Genomic DNA, 14,287 nt, shown 5'->3' with positions numbered 1-14,287 from the left:
TTCAACGCCGCAGGGCCCGTACGACACCGGAGTGTCGTACGGGCCCTGCGGATCAGTCGGTCAGCGACGGTCAGCCGTTGCGCTTCCAGCGCGGCTTGTCGTCGCGGCGGCCGAAGGTACCGGTGCCGGTACCCGTGCCGGTGCCACCGCGGTGGCCGGCCGGACGGTCGGAGCTGCCACCGGAGCGGAAGCCGCTCGAGGGACGGTCGTCGCGGCGGTCACGGTTGACCGGACGGTCGCTGCTGCCGGAGCGGAAGCCACCGGAGGGGCGGTCGTCACGACGGTCACGGTTGAACGAGGGGCGGTCGTTGTCGCGGTTGAACGCCGGGCGGTCGTTGTCACGACGCTCGAAGGAACGGCCGCCACGGTCGTCACGACGCTCGCCGCCACCGGAGCGGAAGCCGCCCGAGGGGCGCTCGTCACGACGCTCACGGAACGCCGGGCGGTCGTTGTCACGACGCTCGAAGGAACGGCCGCCGCGGTCGTCACGACGCTCGCCACCGCCGGAGCGGAAGCCGCCACCGACCGGACGGTCCTCACGACGGTCGTTGCTGCCGCGGAACGACGGGCGGTCGCTGTTGCCGCGGTAGCCGTTCGCACCGGACGGGCGGCCACTGCGCTCGCCGACACGGTCGTTGCCGCCGCGGTATCCACCACGGTCGCCACCGCGGTCGTCACGGCGGCCGTAGTTGCCACGGTCGTCACGACGGTCCTCGCGGGGAGCCGACTGCTCCGGCACGGCTGCGGCGGCCAGCAGAGCGGCCTCGGCCTCGGCGGCGACCTCGGCCACCGCTGCCTCCGGGTCGTCCCCACGCTCACGGGCGGCACGGGCGACCAGGCGGTCGGCCTCCTCGCGCAGCTCGACGGCACGGCGCTGGATGCGCTCCAGCTGCTTGGTGAGGTCGGCTGCCTCGCGCTCGGCCTGCTTGGCCGCGTTGTTCGCGGAGTCGGCCTGGACCTCGGTCAGCGAACGGGCACCGGTGATCTCGGCGACCTCCGGCTCGAAGACGCCCGCGCCCTGCACGATGTGACGCGAGGCGTCGACGCCCGCGTCCTCCATGAGGCGGAAGATCTGGCGACGCTGGTGCGGAAGCGCCAGCGAGACGACGACACCGGACTTGCCGGCACGGGCGGTACGGCCCGAGCGGTGCAGGTAGTCCTTGTGGTCGCCGGCCGGGTCCACGTTCAGGACGAGGTCGATGCCGTCGACGTGGATGCCTCGGGCGGCGACGTCGGTGGCGACGAGCGCGTTGACGAGGCCCTTCTTGAAGTCCTCGAGCACACGGGTACGGGCACCCTGCGTCATGCCGCCGTGCAGCGCGTCGGCCTTCACGCCGGACTCGATGAGCTGCTCGGCGATGCGGTCGGCGCCCAGCTGGGTGCGGACGAAGATGATCGTGCGGCCCTTGCGGGCGGCGATCGCGGAGGTGACGGGCGCCTTGTCCTTCGGCTTCACGACGAGGACGTGGTGCGACATGGTCGAGACGTTGCCCTGGGCGCTGTCGACCTCGTGGGTGACCGGGTTGCTCAGGTAGCGCTTGACGAGCGTGCCGATCTCGTTCTCCATGGTGGCGGAGAAGAGCATGCGCTGGCCGCCGCCGGGGATCTGGTCGAGCAGCTCGGTGACCTCGGGCAGGAAGCCCAGGTCGGACATCTGGTCGGCCTCGTCGAGGACCGCGACCTGGACGTTCGCCAGGGAGCAGGCGCCACGGTTGATGATGTCGCGCAGACGGCCCGGGGTGGCGACGAGGACGTCGACACCGCGCTCCAGCGCGTAGATCTGGTTGCTCATCGACGTACCGCCGCAGACGACCTTCATCTTCAGGCCGAGGACGTCGCCGTAGGGCTGCAGTGCGTCAGCGACCTGCATCGCGAGCTCACGGGTCGGCGTGAGGATGATCGCGCGGGGCTTCTTCTTCTCCGTGTGACCGCCGGCCAGCGAGGCCAGGGTCGGCAGACCGAAGGAGAGCGTCTTGCCGGAGCCGGTACGGCCGCGGCCGAGGATGTCCTTGCCGGCCAGGGCGTCCGGGATGGTCGCCGCCTGGATCGGGAAGGGGGCGGTCACACCGTTCTGCGCGAGCTTGCGGACGATGCCGTCGGGCAGTCCGAGCGAGGCGAACGTGACGGTCGGCTCGGCGTCGGCCGTGTCGGCGGCGTCCTCGACGACCTCTGCGGCCTCGTCGGAGAGCGCGGCGTCGGCGGGGGCCTGGACCTCGGCGGGAGCCTCCACGACGGCCACAGCGGCCTCGGGAGCCGCGGCCACTACGGCCTCGGCGAGCTCCACGAGCTCGTTGTTCTCGACGTTCTCGGGCATGACGGTGTGGTCAGAACTGGAAATTGACATGCGAAATGCGAAACCTTCCGGAGTCTCGGCACGCGCCCGTAACTCCGTGTTTTCGCAATTTCGACCGCCTCAATGCGGTCCAGCCACGGCAAGGGAGAGTACGCGCCACACGGCGCTCTTCTGTGTCGGCGCCGGGCAATGGGATCAAACGATCTACTACCATACGCACCCTCCCCCACTTTGCGCAAACCCGACCCCCTCACACCGGCGCGACCTGCGGTGATACCTCCGGAGTGGGCCGCACCTCCACCCTGTCGCGCGCACCCGTCGCATCGTCGTGGGAGTGCGCGGCGGGCGAGGCGGAGGGCTGCTCCGGCGGCTGCGAGGGCTCCGGTTCGGGAGCGGGCGGAGGCTCCTCCGGAACCACCGGCGGGGGCGGTGGCTCGCCGGGCCCCGGGGTGCTCGGCTCCGGGGTGGGCGGGTGCCCGCCCCCGGACGGCGCCGGAGTACCGGAGCCGGGTACCGGACGAGAGTCCCCCAGGGTCGCCGACGGGGCTGCCCCGGAGGCCCCCGGGGACGCCTTGCGGGCGGCGTTCCGCTCGGACTGCGCCCCGGCGTGGTCGCCGCCGAGGCCGGCCCGGCCCGCACCGGGCACGGCGTCACCGCCCGGTTCGGCAGGCGCCCCCTTCTGTCCGGCCGAACGCGACGGAGCCGGTTTCCCGGCGTCCTCACCGACGCTCATACAGCCTGTGGACGCGGCGATCGTCAGCGCGGTGACGGCTGCCCAACGGACGGGGGCGGACAACTGGCGCACGGGTGGCACCTCCGGGACGGGGGACTGCGGAGCAGGGACAGGTCGGGGGGCGCCGTGTCCAACTCCCGCGACCCCGCCGGGGACACGCACGGACACAACACCCGCACACCGCCCCCGGCGCCTCCGGGCCGGTCAGGTACCGAAGCCCCCCGCGCCCGCGAAGCCGCCCGATCCCCCTGCGAGTTCCGCCCCCAGGAACACGGCCCCGAGGCCCACCAGCAGGGACGCCACCACATTGGCCGCCGCCAGGAAGCCCCGGCCGGTCTCGGCCAGCCGCAGCGTCTCGTACGAGAAGGTCGAGTACGTCGTCAGCGCCCCGCACAGCCCCGTACCCAGCAGGGCGTACGTATGTGCGGATACGGCGGCCCCCGTCAGCACCCCGAGCAACAGGCTGCCCGCCGCGTTGACGGCGAAGGTCCCCCACGGGAACACGTACGGCAGCCCCGCCCCGTGCCGGGCCTGCACCGCACGGTCCGTCAGATAGCGCAGCGGCGCGCCGACGGCGCCTCCGATGACGACCAGCAGCCAGTTCACGAGGTCCGCCCCCGCCCGTCCACCAGGATCCGCGTCAGCGCGGCCGCCCCCCACACCGCTCCGAGCGCCGCCACGACCGTCGACAGCGCGTACGCCGTCGCCACGAGCACCTCCTGACGCACCAGCAGCTTCGACACATCGGCGGCGTACGTCGAGAAGGTGGTGAATCCGCCGAGCACCCCGACCCCGAGGAACGGCCGCACCAGCGGATGCGTGACCGTCCCCCGCTCGGCCACCAGCACCATCAGCACCCCGATCAGGGCACAGCCCGTCACATTGACGACGAAGACCGCCCAGGGGAACGCCCCCGCGGCGGCAGGCCAGGCCAGGGACGCCGCATACCGGGCCGTGGCGCCCAGCGCGCCTCCCGCCGCGATCACCGCCGGGACCTGCCACCTGCCGGGCCCCTCGGTCTCCGCACGCTGCGCGGGCACGGAGAGGTCGACGTCCGGGTCGATGCCCGGTTGCCGGTCGGGGGCGGGTTCCGGGTGGCTCACCCGTAGCCCAGGGCGTGCAGGCGCTCGTCGTCGATGCCGAAGTGGTGGGCGATCTCGTGGACCACCGTGATCTCGATCTCGGCGACGACGTCCTCGCGCGACTCGCACATCCGCAGGGTCGGCCCGCGGTAGATGGTGATCCGGTCCGGCAGCACCCCGGCGTACCACTCACCGCGATCGGTGAGCGGCGTGCCCTCGTAGAGCCCCAGCAGATCGGGGTCCCCGGGCTCCGGTTCGTCCTCGACGAACACCGCGACGTTGTCCATCAGCCGCATCAGCTCCGGCGGGACCCGGTCAAGAGCCAGACTCACCAGCTCTTCGAACTCCTCGCGCGTCATCTCCAGCACCCCGCCATTGTCACGTACGACCGGCCGCAACGGGCAGGCCGCACCGGGCCGGATCGGGCAGCCCTCGCCGGACGGGCGGCCACCCGCCCGGCCCACCCCTCCCTCGCGGTCCGCATGCACGGCGCCCGATCGGGGCATACGGGCCCAATGGCCCGCGACCCGTTCCGCGCCGCAGTCGTCCGCATGCGGCACCACTACCGCGCCCGCTCCACCGCCCCCGTCAGCACGCTCGCCGCCGCCCCGCACCCGTACACGCGCGTGCTCGGCCTGCTCGCCGTCGTCGTACTGGGGGCCTGGCTGGGGCTACTGATCGTCGGCAGCGTGCGTACGCCGGTGGGGCCCATGGACACGACGATGACCCTGCGCCCCTCACTCAGCGGCGGCACCAAGATCAACGTGTCGCCGCTCGGCGCCCTGGAGCTGAACTCCCACGTCGCCCCGGTCCGCCTCGACGTCGACGTCGACCAGTTGGATCCGGAGCGCTCCCAGGCCCTGGTCAAGCACCCCGAACGCCTCTCCGGCCTCCAGGACGAGGTCACCGGGGACGTCGCCGCCGGCACCCGGGAACTCGCCGTCCGCTCCTGCGTGGCCGTCGTCTCCGGTGCCACCGCGCTCGGCCTCGCCGTCTACCGCCGGCCTCGCCGCGCACTGGCCGCCGGAGGGCTCGCACTGGCGCTCCTGGCCGCGTCGGGCATCAGCGCGTACGCCACCTGGAATCCGAAGTCCGTCCTGGAGCCCAAGTTCTCCGGGCTGCTCTCCAGCGCCCCCTCGGTCGTCGGGGACGCCCGCTCGATCGTCACCGAATTCGACGTCTACCAACAGGAACTGGCCCGGCTCGTCACCAACGTCACCAAGCTGTACGACGCCACGTCCACTCTTCCGGTGTACCAGCCGAACCCCGCCACCATCAGGGTCCTGCACGTCTCCGACGTGCATCTCAACCCCGCCTCCTGGCACATCATCGGCTCCCTGGTCGAGCAGTACGAGATCGACGTGATCATCGACTCGGGCGACACGATGGACCACGGCACGGCAGCCGAGAACGGATTCCTGGACCCCGTCAGCGACCTCGGTGCGCCCTACGTGTGGGTGCGGGGCAACCACGACTCCACCGTCACCCAGGCCTACATGAAGGGCCTCAAGAACGTGCACGTCCTCGACGAGGGCAGCGCCGTGAACGTCGGCGGGCTGCGGATCGCTGGCACCGGCGACCCCCAGTTCACCCCCGACCGCTCCCGCCCCACCGGCGGAAGGGCCGCCGAGGAGCTGGCAGGGATCCGGCTCGCCTCCGCGCTCCGCGACCAACAGCGGGCCGGCACCCCGGTGGACATCGCGGTGGCCCACGACCCGAACGCGGCGCGGCAGACCGACGGCACCGTTCCCCTCGTCCTGGCCGGCCACGTGCACCACCGGGTGAACGAACTGCTGAAGCTCGGCACGCGGCTGAAGGTCGAGGGATCCACGGGCGGCGGCGGACTGCGCGCCGTGCAGAACGAGAAGCCGGAGAAGGTACGCGCCTCGGTGCTCTACCTGGACCGCGCCACCCGGCACCTGCAGGCCTGGGACGAGATCACCCTGGGCGGCCTGGGACTGACGACGGCCGAGGTCAGCCGCCATCTCCCGGAGGAGAACCTGGCCAGTCCCTCGCCCTCCCCGACGGTCTCCGACGCCTCTCCGTAAACCGTTTTGGCGATACCTCCCCGCATCCCATATGCTTCTCACGTCCCCGACGCGCTGGAAAGCGCGCAGGTGGGCCCTTAGCCCTCATCGTCTAGTGGCCCAGGACGCCGCCCTTTCAAGGCGGTAGCACGGGTTCGAATCCCGTTGGGGGCACGCTTTACTGTGTGCGAGACTCGTCTCGCACATTGCTTGGTCCTGTGGAGCAGTTTGGAGTGCTCGCCACCCTGTCAAGGTGGAGGCCGCGGGTTCAAATCCCGTCAGGACCGCTGCAGCCGGTATGAGCTGCGTGGCTGGGTAGCTCAGTTGGTACGAGCGATCGCCTGAAAAGCGATAGGTCGCCGGTTCGATCCCGGCCCCAGCCACCACCCGAAGGCCCCGTCCGATGGACGGGGCCTTCGCCGTTGTCGGGCCCTGGGGTCTTTCGTTCGGATCAGGCCGGCCCGACAAGATCCGAACGAGAGGCCCCGGCTAGGCCGCTTCCTCTTCCTTCCGTCCGTTGCGCCGCCGCCACGCCTGCGCTCCGAGGACCAGCAGCACCACGGACGTCACGGCTCCCAACGCCACTGCGTCGGGCACCCGTCGGCCGATGTTCCGGGCCCACTGCTCGACGGCGAACGAGGCGTCGACGTCCAGCAGCCCGGGCAGCGCGGTCGTCCCGTCGTAGACGAGGAAGAGCACCCCGAGCCCGATGAAGAACAGGCCGGAGAGCAGGGACGTGCTGTGCAGTTCGAAGCGGCCCGCCCGCAGGGTCCGGCCGCGCAGCCAGGCCCGGCGGCCGAGGTCGAAGCGCTCCCAGAGCAACGCGAGCACGAACAGCGGAACGGCCATGCCCAGCGCGTAGACGGCGAGCAGCAGTCCGCCGTACACGGGGCTGCCGCTGACGGCCGCCACCGTGAGGACACTGCCCAGGATCGGGCCCGCGCAGAAGCCGGCCAGCCCGTAGACCGCGCCGAGGGCATAGACGGAGAGCGCGGTCGTGGGGCGGATCCGGCCGCTGAGGGCGGCGATCCGGCGGGAGGCGAAGCCCAGGCCCACGATCTGGGCGAGGCCGAGTCCGATGATCAGCCAGCCCGCGCCGAGGACCAGGGCGTCGCGGTGCCCGTAGAAGAGCCGTCCTGCGTACGAGCCCGCTGCGCCGAGCGGTACCAGGGTGGTGGCGAGGCCGGCGTAGAAGATGCCGGTGCGCGCCAGGAGCCGTGAGGCGGAGTCGAGGGAGTAGGCGAAGAAGGCCGGGAGCAGCAGGGCGCTGCACGGGCTGACGAGGGCGAGCAGCCCGCCGAGGAGGGCCGCGAAGTATCCGACGTCCGGGGTCACTTCGCGGGGTCCCCGGCGCTGCCCACGTTGGCGGCCTCGGCGGCAGCCGCTTCGATGGCCTGGGTGAAGACGGCCATCGGCTGCGCTCCGGCCACGGGGCGGCCGTTGATGAGGAACGACGGGGTGGACGTGGCGCCGATTCCGTACGCCTGTTCCTGGTCCTTGCCGACCGCGTCCGCGGCGGCCTTGCTGTCGGTGTCGCGTACGAAGCGGTCGAGGTCCTTGACGCCGGCCTCCAGGGCGAGGGCCCTGAGCCGGTCCTTGCCGAAGCCCTTCTCCTTGGCGCCCTCGGCGTACGCGGCCCGGTGGAAGGCCCAGAAGCGGCCCTGCTGTCCGGCCGCCCAGGAGGCGCGCGCGGCGGCCTCCGACTCCTTGCCGAAGATCGGGAAGTTGCGCCACTCGATGCGCAGGGTGCCGTCGTCGACGTACTTCTTGATCAGTGCGGGTTCGGTGTCCCGGGCGAACTTTCCGCAGTAGCCGCACTTGAAGTCGGCGTACTCGATGAGGACGACGGGGGCGTCGGTGCGGCCCTGGGCCAGCTTGTCGCCCGCGTCGCGCCGGGCGAGTTCCGCCAGCTCCGCGTACATGTCGGCGTCCGGTTCCGAGGTCGAGCTGACTGCGGTGGTGCCGGAGGCGGTGCCGTCGGGGGCGGTGGCCCGGTAGGAGACGAAGCCGAGCAGGCCTGCGGCGAGGACGACGGCGGCGCCGAAGGCGAGCGGCTTCTTGGATGTCGGGCGGGCGGGCGTGGGCATGCGGCACTCCGTGCTGGTGCGTGGGGGTTCTGCGGGAGAGGACAGAAGGAGAGGCGGGTCCGCCTACACCCTCAGCACGGAGAGCTCGACGGGTGTGGGTGTGGCGGGACCCGGACCGCGTGGGGCGAGCCGTACCGGCAGCGGGACCCGGGCCCGGTCGGTGACGGCGGGCAGGCCCACTGCGGCGGGGCCGGGCGCCTGGTCGTGCGGGGCGCGGGTCCGGGCGGGGAGGACGGGGCCGGTGCCGTCGTGGTCACTGTTCCGGTCGCAGCCCGGTATGCCCGTGTTCCCGGCGGCGGTGACGGCCGGGACGCTGCCGGTGCCCGTGCCGGCTGCCGCCGCGGGTGCGCAGAGCAGCCCCAGTACGACCGCGAGCACCGCCGTCAGGCAGCGCCACCGCGCACGGGACATGGGACCGCCTTGGGCGAGGTACGGATGATCAGTTGCCCGAAATGGTACGTGCTGTGATCCGGCGCGCCCTCTCGGTCACCGGCGCGGTGCGCGCTCGTCGACCGGCGTGCCGGGATCCGGTGGGTGTCCCGCACACGGAGTCCGGCACGTGGAGCACGCCGCTCGGAGCCCCTGGGACGCGTTCGCGGGAAATGCGTTCGCCACTCTTCGCGCCCGGGTGAGATCCTGGGATCCGTATGTCTACTTCCTTTGCCGATCTCCAGTCCCAGCTCGGGCAGCTCTCGCTCCGCGACGCGCACCGGCTCGGCCGTCGTCTCGAGGGTGCCCGCCGCATCCGTAAGCCCGAGGACCGACAGTCCGTGCTGGACGAGATCGCGGCCGAGGCCGGAAAAGCAGCCGGGCGGCTCGCAGGACGCGCCGCCCGGATGCCGGTCCTGTCGTACCCGGAACAGCTCCCGGTCAGCCAGAAGAAGGACGAGATCCTGGAGGCGATACGCGACCACCAGGTCGTGATCGTCGCGGGTGAGACCGGCTCCGGCAAGACCACGCAGATCCCCAAGATCTGTATGGAACTGGGGCGCGGCGTCCGGGGCATGATCGGGCACACCCAGCCCCGCCGGATCGCCGCCCGCACGGTCGCCGAGCGGATCGCCGACGAGCTGAAGACCCCGCTCGGCGAGGCCGTCGGCTGGAAGGTGCGCTTCACCGACCAGGTGAATCCGGACGCCACCTTCGTGAAGCTGATGACGGACGGCATCCTGCTGGCCGAGATCCAGACGGACCGCGAGCTCCTCGCGTACGACACGATCATCATCGACGAGGCCCACGAGCGGTCGCTGAACATCGACTTCCTGCTGGGCTATCTGGCCCGGCTGCTGCCCAAGCGCCCCGATCTGAAGGTCGTCATCACCTCGGCGACCATCGACCCGGAGCGCTTCGCCAAGCACTTCGGCGCGGCGCCGATCGTGGAGGTCAGCGGGCGTACGTACCCGGTCGAGGTGCGGTACCGGCCACTGATGGAGGGGGACGCCGAAGACTCAGCGGATTCCGACCGCGACCAGATCACCGCGATCTGCGACGCCGTCGACGAGCTCCGTTCGGAGGCACCCGGCGACGTCCTGGTCTTCCTCTCCGGCGAGCGGGAGATCCGTGACACCGCGGACGCGCTGAACAAGAGGAATCTCGGACAGACCGAGGTACTCCCCCTGTACGCCCGCCTGTCGCACGCCGAGCAGCACCGCGTGTTCCAGCGCCACACGGGCCGCAGGATCGTTCTGGCAACGAACGTGGCGGAGACGTCGCTGACCGTTCCCGGCATCAAGTACGTGATCGACCCGGGCAACGCCCGGATCTCCCGCTACAGCCACCGGACCAAGGTCCAGCGCCTGCCGATCGAGCGGGTCTCGCAGGCCAGCGCCAATCAGCGCAAGGGCCGTTGCGGCCGTACGTCGGACGGCATCTGCATCCGGCTGTACTCCGAGGACGACTTCCTGACCCGTCCGGAGTTCACCGACCCCGAGATCCTGCGCACCAACCTCGCCTCCGTCATCCTCCAGATGACCGCGGCCGGCCTGGGCGACATCGAGAAGTTCCCCTTCATCGACCCGCCGGACCACCGCAACATCCGCGACGGCATCCAGCTGCTCCAGGAGCTGGGTGCGCTGGATCCGGAGGAGAAGGATCCGAAGAAGCGGCTCACCCCGCTGGGGCGCAAGCTCTCCCAGCTGCCGGTGGACCCGCGACTGGCACGCATGGTCATCGAGGCCGACACGAACGGCTGTGCCCGCGAGGTCATGGTGATCGCCGCGGCGCTCTCCATCCAGGACCCGCGCGAACGGCCCTCGGAGAAGCAGACGCAGGCGGACCAGCAGCACGCCCGCTTCAAGGACGAGACGTCCGACTTCCTGGCGTTCCTGAATCTGTGGCGCTACGTCCGGGAGCAGCAGAAGGAGCGGGGCTCCTCCAGCTTCCGCCGGATGTGCAAGCAGGAGTACCTGAACTTCCTGCGCATCCGTGAGTGGCAGGACATCTACGCGCAGCTGCGTACGGTCGCCAAGCAGATGGGCGTCCAGATCAACGAGGAGGACGCGCCGGAGCAGTCGGTGCACACCTCGCTGCTGGCCGGCCTGCTGTCGCACATCGGGCTGAAGGACACCGAGAAGAACGAGTACCTCGGTGCCCGCAGCGCCAAGTTCGCGATCTTCCCCGGGTCCGCGCTGTTCAAGAAGCAGCCGCGCTTCGTGATGTCGGCGGAGCTGGTCGAGACGTCCCGGCTCTGGGCGCGGGTCAACGCGAAGGTCGAGCCGGAGTGGATCGAACCCCTCGCCCAGCACCTGCTGAAGCGCACCTACAGCGAGCCGCACTGGGAGAAGGACCAGGCGGCGGTGATGGCGTACGAGCGGGTCACGCTGTACGGAGTACCGATCGTCGCCCAGCGCAAGGTCAATTTCGGCCGGATCGACCAGGAGGCGTCCCGCGATCTGTTCATCCGGAACGCCCTGGTCGAGGGCGACTGGCGTACGCACCACCAGTTCTTCCATGACAATCGCAAACTGCTCGGCGAGGTCGAGGAGTTGGAGCACCGCGCCCGGCGCCGCGACATCCTCGTGGACGACGAGACGCTCTTCGATTTCTACGATCAGCGGATCCCGGAGCACATCGTCTCGGGGGCCCACTTCGACTCCTGGTGGAAGCACAAGCGCCGCGACGAGCCGGACGCGCTGGACTTCGAGCGTTCGATGCTCATCAACGAGAAGGCCGGGACCGTCACCAAGGACGACTACCCGGACTCCTGGCGGCAGGGGAAGCTCAAGTTCCGGGTGACGTACCAGTTCGAACCGGGCGCGGACGCCGACGGCGTGACCGTCCACATCCCCCTGCACGTGCTCAACCAGGTCACTTCGGAGGGCTTCGACTGGCAGATCCCGGGCCTGCGGGAGGAAGTGGTCACCGAGCTGATCCGCTCGCTGCCCAAGCCGATCCGCCGGCACTACGTCCCCGCGCCGAACTACGCGGACAGGTTCCTGGACCGGGCCGTACCCCTTCAGGAGCCGCTGCCGTTCACCCTGGCCCGCGAGCTCCAGCGCATGGTCGGCGTCCCGGTCACGGCCGACGACTTCGACCTGTCCCGCGTCCCGGACCACCTGAAGATCACCTTCCGGATCGTCGACGAACGGCGCCGCAAGGTCGCGGAGGACAAGGACCTGGAGGCGCTGCGGGTCCAGCTGCGCCCCAAGGCCCGCCAGGCCCTCTCCCAGGCCGCCGCGGCGACCGCGGGGCCCTCCGGCGAGTCCATCGAACGTTCGGGGCTCACGGACTGGACCATCGGCACCCTGAACCGGACCTTCGAGACCCGGCGGGCCGGCCAGCCGGTCAAGGCGTACCCGGCGCTGGTCGACCAGGGCGCGACCGTTGCCGTACGGCTCTTCGACACCGAGGCCGAGCAGCAGCAGGCGATGTGGCGCGGCACCCGGCGGCTGATCCTGCTGAACATCCCGGTGAACCCGGCGAAGTTCGCCTCGGACACGCTCAGCAACCAGCAGAAGCTGGCCCTGTCCCGCAATCCGCACGGCTCGATCCAGGCGCTCTTCGACGACTGCGCGACGGCTGCCGCCGACCGGCTGATCGCCGCGCACGGGGGCCCCGCCTGGGACGAGGCGTCCTTCCGGAAGCTGTACGACAAGGTGCGGGCGGACCTCGTGGACCTGACCGTGCGCACGATCAAGCAGGTGCAGCAGATCCTCGCGGCCTGGCAGGCCTGCGAGCGCCGGCTGAAGGCCACGAACAGCCTGGTCCTGATCAACAACGTCACGGACGTACGGGACCACCTCGCCCGCCTCGTACCGCCCGGGTTCGTCACCATGACCGGGCTGCGCAGGCTCCCCGACCTGATGCGCTACCTCGTCGCCGAGGACCGCCGGCTGCAGCAGATGCCGACGAACGTCCAGCGCGACACCACGCGCATGGAGAAGGTCCACGAGATGCAGGACGAGTACGCCTGGCTGCTCGAACAGCTGCCGCAGGGACGGCCCGTGCCGCAGGACGTCCTGGACATCCGCTGGATGATCGAGGAACTGCGGGTGAGCTATTTCGCGCACGCCCTGGGCACGGCACAGCCCGTCTCGGACAAGCGGATCGTGAAGGCGATCGACGCTGCGGCACCGTGAACCGACCCGCTTCCGCGCCGTAACGGAGCCGCCACCACGGGTGAGTTCGACCTGGCCGTCCGACCTCCTGTACAGTCTGTTTTCGCAGGCAGCCGCAAGGCGGCCGCGAAAACCTGGTCCTGTGGAGCAGTTTGGAGTGCTCGCCACCCTGTCAAGGTGGAGGCCGCGGGTTCAAATCCCGTCAGGACCGCATGTGACGAAAGCCCGGATCCTCTGGATCCGGGCTTTCGTGCGTCTTGACGTCGGCATCTGTCGCGGGTACCCCCGTAGAACAGAGACTGCCCCTGTTTCCCTCGGTGCGGGGCGGTCCGGTCCACCGGGAGGTCGCACGCATGTCTGCGCCCGCGGCACGGCACGAGACCCGCGCGCTGCTGCGCGCCCATCTGGCGGCCGCATCCGGCTACCGGCACATCACCCGTCACTGCCCGATCTGCCATCGCCTGCTGCGGCTCGCCATGGAGCCCGTGGCGGCCCCGCGGGCTCCGCACCCGGACCCGGGAAACGGCAATGCCCCGGAGCCGACCGACGCGTCCGAGAACGCCACCGGAGCCCCAGGAAGGGGCGCCGTGCCGACACCCCCGCTCCCGGACCCGCAGACGCCCGGCGAGGGTGCTGCGGGGGTCGGGCGGGGGAAGGACGACGGAAGCGGTGGCGAAGGACCTGTCCCGCCCTGACCGTCGGCCGCCGCCATCCGCCTCCGGGCGGCGAAAGGCCTTTAGTTGCCCGGGCACACGATTGGCAAGACAGGGCCGGTGTGACGGGAGTCACCGAACGAGTTTTGAGAAGTGGGCACTTTACTCCCTTCCTACAACTAGCGAATTTAATATGTGCAATTGCACTGCGCATGAGGCACATCCCGGACCGTTCCGTCCGAGCTGTCCCACGACGTCCGGGACCCACCCGAACAGGCCCGAACAGGCTCGCCCACAGTCGTACGCCGGCCCTCGCGGAAACCGACTCGTCGGCCCGTTCGGGCATCCACGGGGCGTCAGGGGGCAGACGGACACAGGAGACGGGCAGGGGGCCGACAGGCCGACGGGCGGCCGGGCACGGGGAGACCGCGCAGGCGGGGCCGCCCTGCAGGTCACGAGGGCCCGCAGAGCACAAAAAGATCGCGCTGGACCCGGCGGAGTCCAGCGCGATCGAACGACGCACCCTTATTGCGCAGGTATGACGCCCGTTGGGGCAGGCGTCCGTCGTGTGGAGCTATAGGTGGGCACTGCGGGTTGGGGGACCCGGAGCAGCCCTGTTATGGGTGCGGCGGCAGGGGTGTATCAGGCCTCGCTGCGCTGCTGCGGAATACCCGCAAGCAGTGCGCGGACCTCTGCCTCGCGATACCGGCGATGTCCACCGAGCGTGCGGATGGACGTGAGCTTGCCGGCCTTTGCCCACCGGGTGACCGTCTTCGGGTCCACGCGGAACATCGTGGCAACCTCAGCCGGGGTCAGCAGCGGCTCGGCATCAGGGGTGCGAGCGGTCATGAGCGGC

Annotated in this window: 12 protein-coding genes and 4 tRNA genes; 7 read left to right on the top strand and 9 right to left on the bottom strand. The window is 70.7% G+C overall.

All coding sequences use genetic code 11. From position 1 onward, the window contains the following. Positions 1-70: 70 nt before the first annotated feature. From ABZS61_RS21945 to ABZS61_RS21925, 5 genes are all read right to left on the bottom strand, one after another. The gene (locus ABZS61_RS21945; RefSeq protein ID WP_356423635.1) at positions 71-2,344 is read right to left on the bottom strand and encodes a DEAD/DEAH box helicase; all 2,274 of its coding nucleotides are present in this window, start codon (positions 2,342-2,344) and stop codon (positions 71-73) included. Between the two features lie 199 nt (positions 2,345-2,543). Continuing rightward, entirely contained in the window at positions 2,544-3,098 is a 555-nt protein-coding gene (locus ABZS61_RS21940; protein ID WP_356423632.1) for a hypothetical protein, read from the bottom strand. Positions 3,099-3,230: 132 nt separating this feature from the next. Then, on the bottom strand, positions 3,231-3,632 hold the full coding sequence (locus tag ABZS61_RS21935; RefSeq protein ID WP_356423629.1) for a CrcB family protein: 402 nt from the start codon (positions 3,630-3,632) through the stop codon (positions 3,231-3,233). Beyond that, a complete protein-coding gene (locus ABZS61_RS21930; RefSeq protein ID WP_356423734.1) occupies positions 3,629-4,066 on the bottom strand; it encodes a CrcB family protein in 438 nt (145 codons plus the stop codon). The genes ABZS61_RS21935 and ABZS61_RS21930 overlap by 4 nt, the downstream gene beginning before the upstream one ends. Positions 4,067-4,125: 59 nt before the next feature. After that, positions 4,126-4,476, bottom strand: coding sequence for a metallopeptidase family protein (locus ABZS61_RS21925; protein WP_356423626.1), 351 nt, complete (start codon positions 4,474-4,476; stop codon positions 4,126-4,128). A gap of 147 nt (positions 4,477-4,623) precedes the next feature. Between ABZS61_RS21925 and ABZS61_RS21920 the strand changes: the two genes are divergently transcribed. The 4 genes from ABZS61_RS21920 to ABZS61_RS21905 all read left to right on the top strand — a co-directional run bounded on the left by ABZS61_RS21920 (position 4,624) and on the right by ABZS61_RS21905 (position 6,521). Then, positions 4,624-6,156, top strand: a complete 1,533-nt coding sequence (locus ABZS61_RS21920) for a metallophosphoesterase (protein ID WP_356423623.1) — start codon at positions 4,624-4,626, stop codon at positions 6,154-6,156. Between the two features lie 80 nt (positions 6,157-6,236). Beyond that, positions 6,237-6,309, top strand: a tRNA-Glu gene (locus tag ABZS61_RS21915). A gap of 38 nt (positions 6,310-6,347) precedes the next feature. Continuing rightward, positions 6,348-6,422: transfer RNA gene (locus tag ABZS61_RS21910), tRNA-Asp, on the top strand. Positions 6,423-6,444: 22 nt separating this feature from the next. Continuing rightward, positions 6,445-6,521: transfer RNA gene (locus ABZS61_RS21905), tRNA-Phe, on the top strand. A gap of 103 nt (positions 6,522-6,624) precedes the next feature. On the opposite strand, the gene ABZS61_RS21900 is transcribed toward ABZS61_RS21905, so the two are convergent. The 3 genes from ABZS61_RS21900 to ABZS61_RS21890 all read right to left on the bottom strand — a co-directional run bounded on the left by ABZS61_RS21900 (position 6,625) and on the right by ABZS61_RS21890 (position 8,633). Continuing rightward, the gene (locus tag ABZS61_RS21900) at positions 6,625-7,470 is read right to left on the bottom strand and encodes a cytochrome c biogenesis CcdA family protein (protein ID WP_356423620.1); all 846 of its coding nucleotides are present in this window, start codon (positions 7,468-7,470) and stop codon (positions 6,625-6,627) included. Continuing rightward, on the bottom strand, positions 7,467-8,222 hold the full coding sequence (locus tag ABZS61_RS21895; RefSeq protein ID WP_356423617.1) for a DsbA family protein: 756 nt from the start codon (positions 8,220-8,222) through the stop codon (positions 7,467-7,469). The genes ABZS61_RS21900 and ABZS61_RS21895 overlap by 4 nt, the downstream gene beginning before the upstream one ends. Before the next feature lie 63 nt (positions 8,223-8,285). Beyond that, on the bottom strand, positions 8,286-8,633 hold the full coding sequence (locus ABZS61_RS21890) for a hypothetical protein (protein ID WP_356423614.1): 348 nt from the start codon (positions 8,631-8,633) through the stop codon (positions 8,286-8,288). A 236-nt stretch (positions 8,634-8,869) separates the two neighbouring features. Between ABZS61_RS21890 and hrpA the strand changes: the two genes are divergently transcribed. The 3 genes from hrpA (at position 8,870) to ABZS61_RS21875 (ending at position 13,473) form a co-directional block, all read left to right on the top strand. Next, complete coding sequence (gene hrpA / locus ABZS61_RS21885; RefSeq protein WP_356423611.1) at positions 8,870-12,799, top strand: ATP-dependent RNA helicase HrpA; 3,930 nt, start codon at positions 8,870-8,872, stop codon at positions 12,797-12,799. A 115-nt stretch (positions 12,800-12,914) separates the two neighbouring features. Then, positions 12,915-12,989: transfer RNA gene (locus tag ABZS61_RS21880), tRNA-Asp, on the top strand. A gap of 142 nt (positions 12,990-13,131) precedes the next feature. Further along, the gene (locus ABZS61_RS21875; protein WP_356423607.1) at positions 13,132-13,473 is read left to right on the top strand and encodes a DUF6274 family protein; all 342 of its coding nucleotides are present in this window, start codon (positions 13,132-13,134) and stop codon (positions 13,471-13,473) included. Positions 13,474-14,073: 600 nt separating this feature from the next. Here ABZS61_RS21875 and bldC read toward each other — a convergent pair. Beyond that, entirely contained in the window at positions 14,074-14,280 is a 207-nt protein-coding gene (bldC, locus tag ABZS61_RS21870; protein WP_003949541.1) for a developmental transcriptional regulator BldC, read from the bottom strand. Positions 14,281-14,287 lie beyond the last annotated feature (7 nt).

Origin of the sequence: Streptomyces sp. NPDC005566 (assembly GCF_040605575.1) — a bacterium.
GTDB lineage: Bacteria > Actinomycetota > Actinomycetes > Streptomycetales > Streptomycetaceae > Streptomyces.
This window is presented reverse-complemented; position numbering and strand designations above follow the sequence as displayed.

Excerpts from the sequence above, each read along its gene's own strand:
- ABZS61_RS21945 (WP_356423635.1), bottom strand. The coding sequence starts at position 2,344 with ATGTCAATTTCCAGTTCTGACCACACCGTCATGCCCGAGAACGTCGAG.
- ABZS61_RS21920 (WP_356423623.1), top strand. The coding sequence starts at position 4,624 with ATGGCCCGCGACCCGTTCCGCGCCGCAGTCGTCCGCATGCGGCACCAC.
- ABZS61_RS21895 (WP_356423617.1), bottom strand. The coding sequence starts at position 8,222 with ATGCCCACGCCCGCCCGCCCGACATCCAAGAAGCCGCTCGCCTTCGGC.
- ABZS61_RS21890 (WP_356423614.1), bottom strand. The coding sequence starts at position 8,633 with ATGTCCCGTGCGCGGTGGCGCTGCCTGACGGCGGTGCTCGCGGTCGTA.
- hrpA (WP_356423611.1), top strand. The coding sequence starts at position 8,870 with ATGTCTACTTCCTTTGCCGATCTCCAGTCCCAGCTCGGGCAGCTCTCG.
- ABZS61_RS21875 (WP_356423607.1), top strand. The coding sequence starts at position 13,132 with ATGTCTGCGCCCGCGGCACGGCACGAGACCCGCGCGCTGCTGCGCGCC.
- bldC (WP_003949541.1), bottom strand. The coding sequence starts at position 14,280 with ATGACCGCTCGCACCCCTGATGCCGAGCCGCTGCTGACCCCGGCTGAG.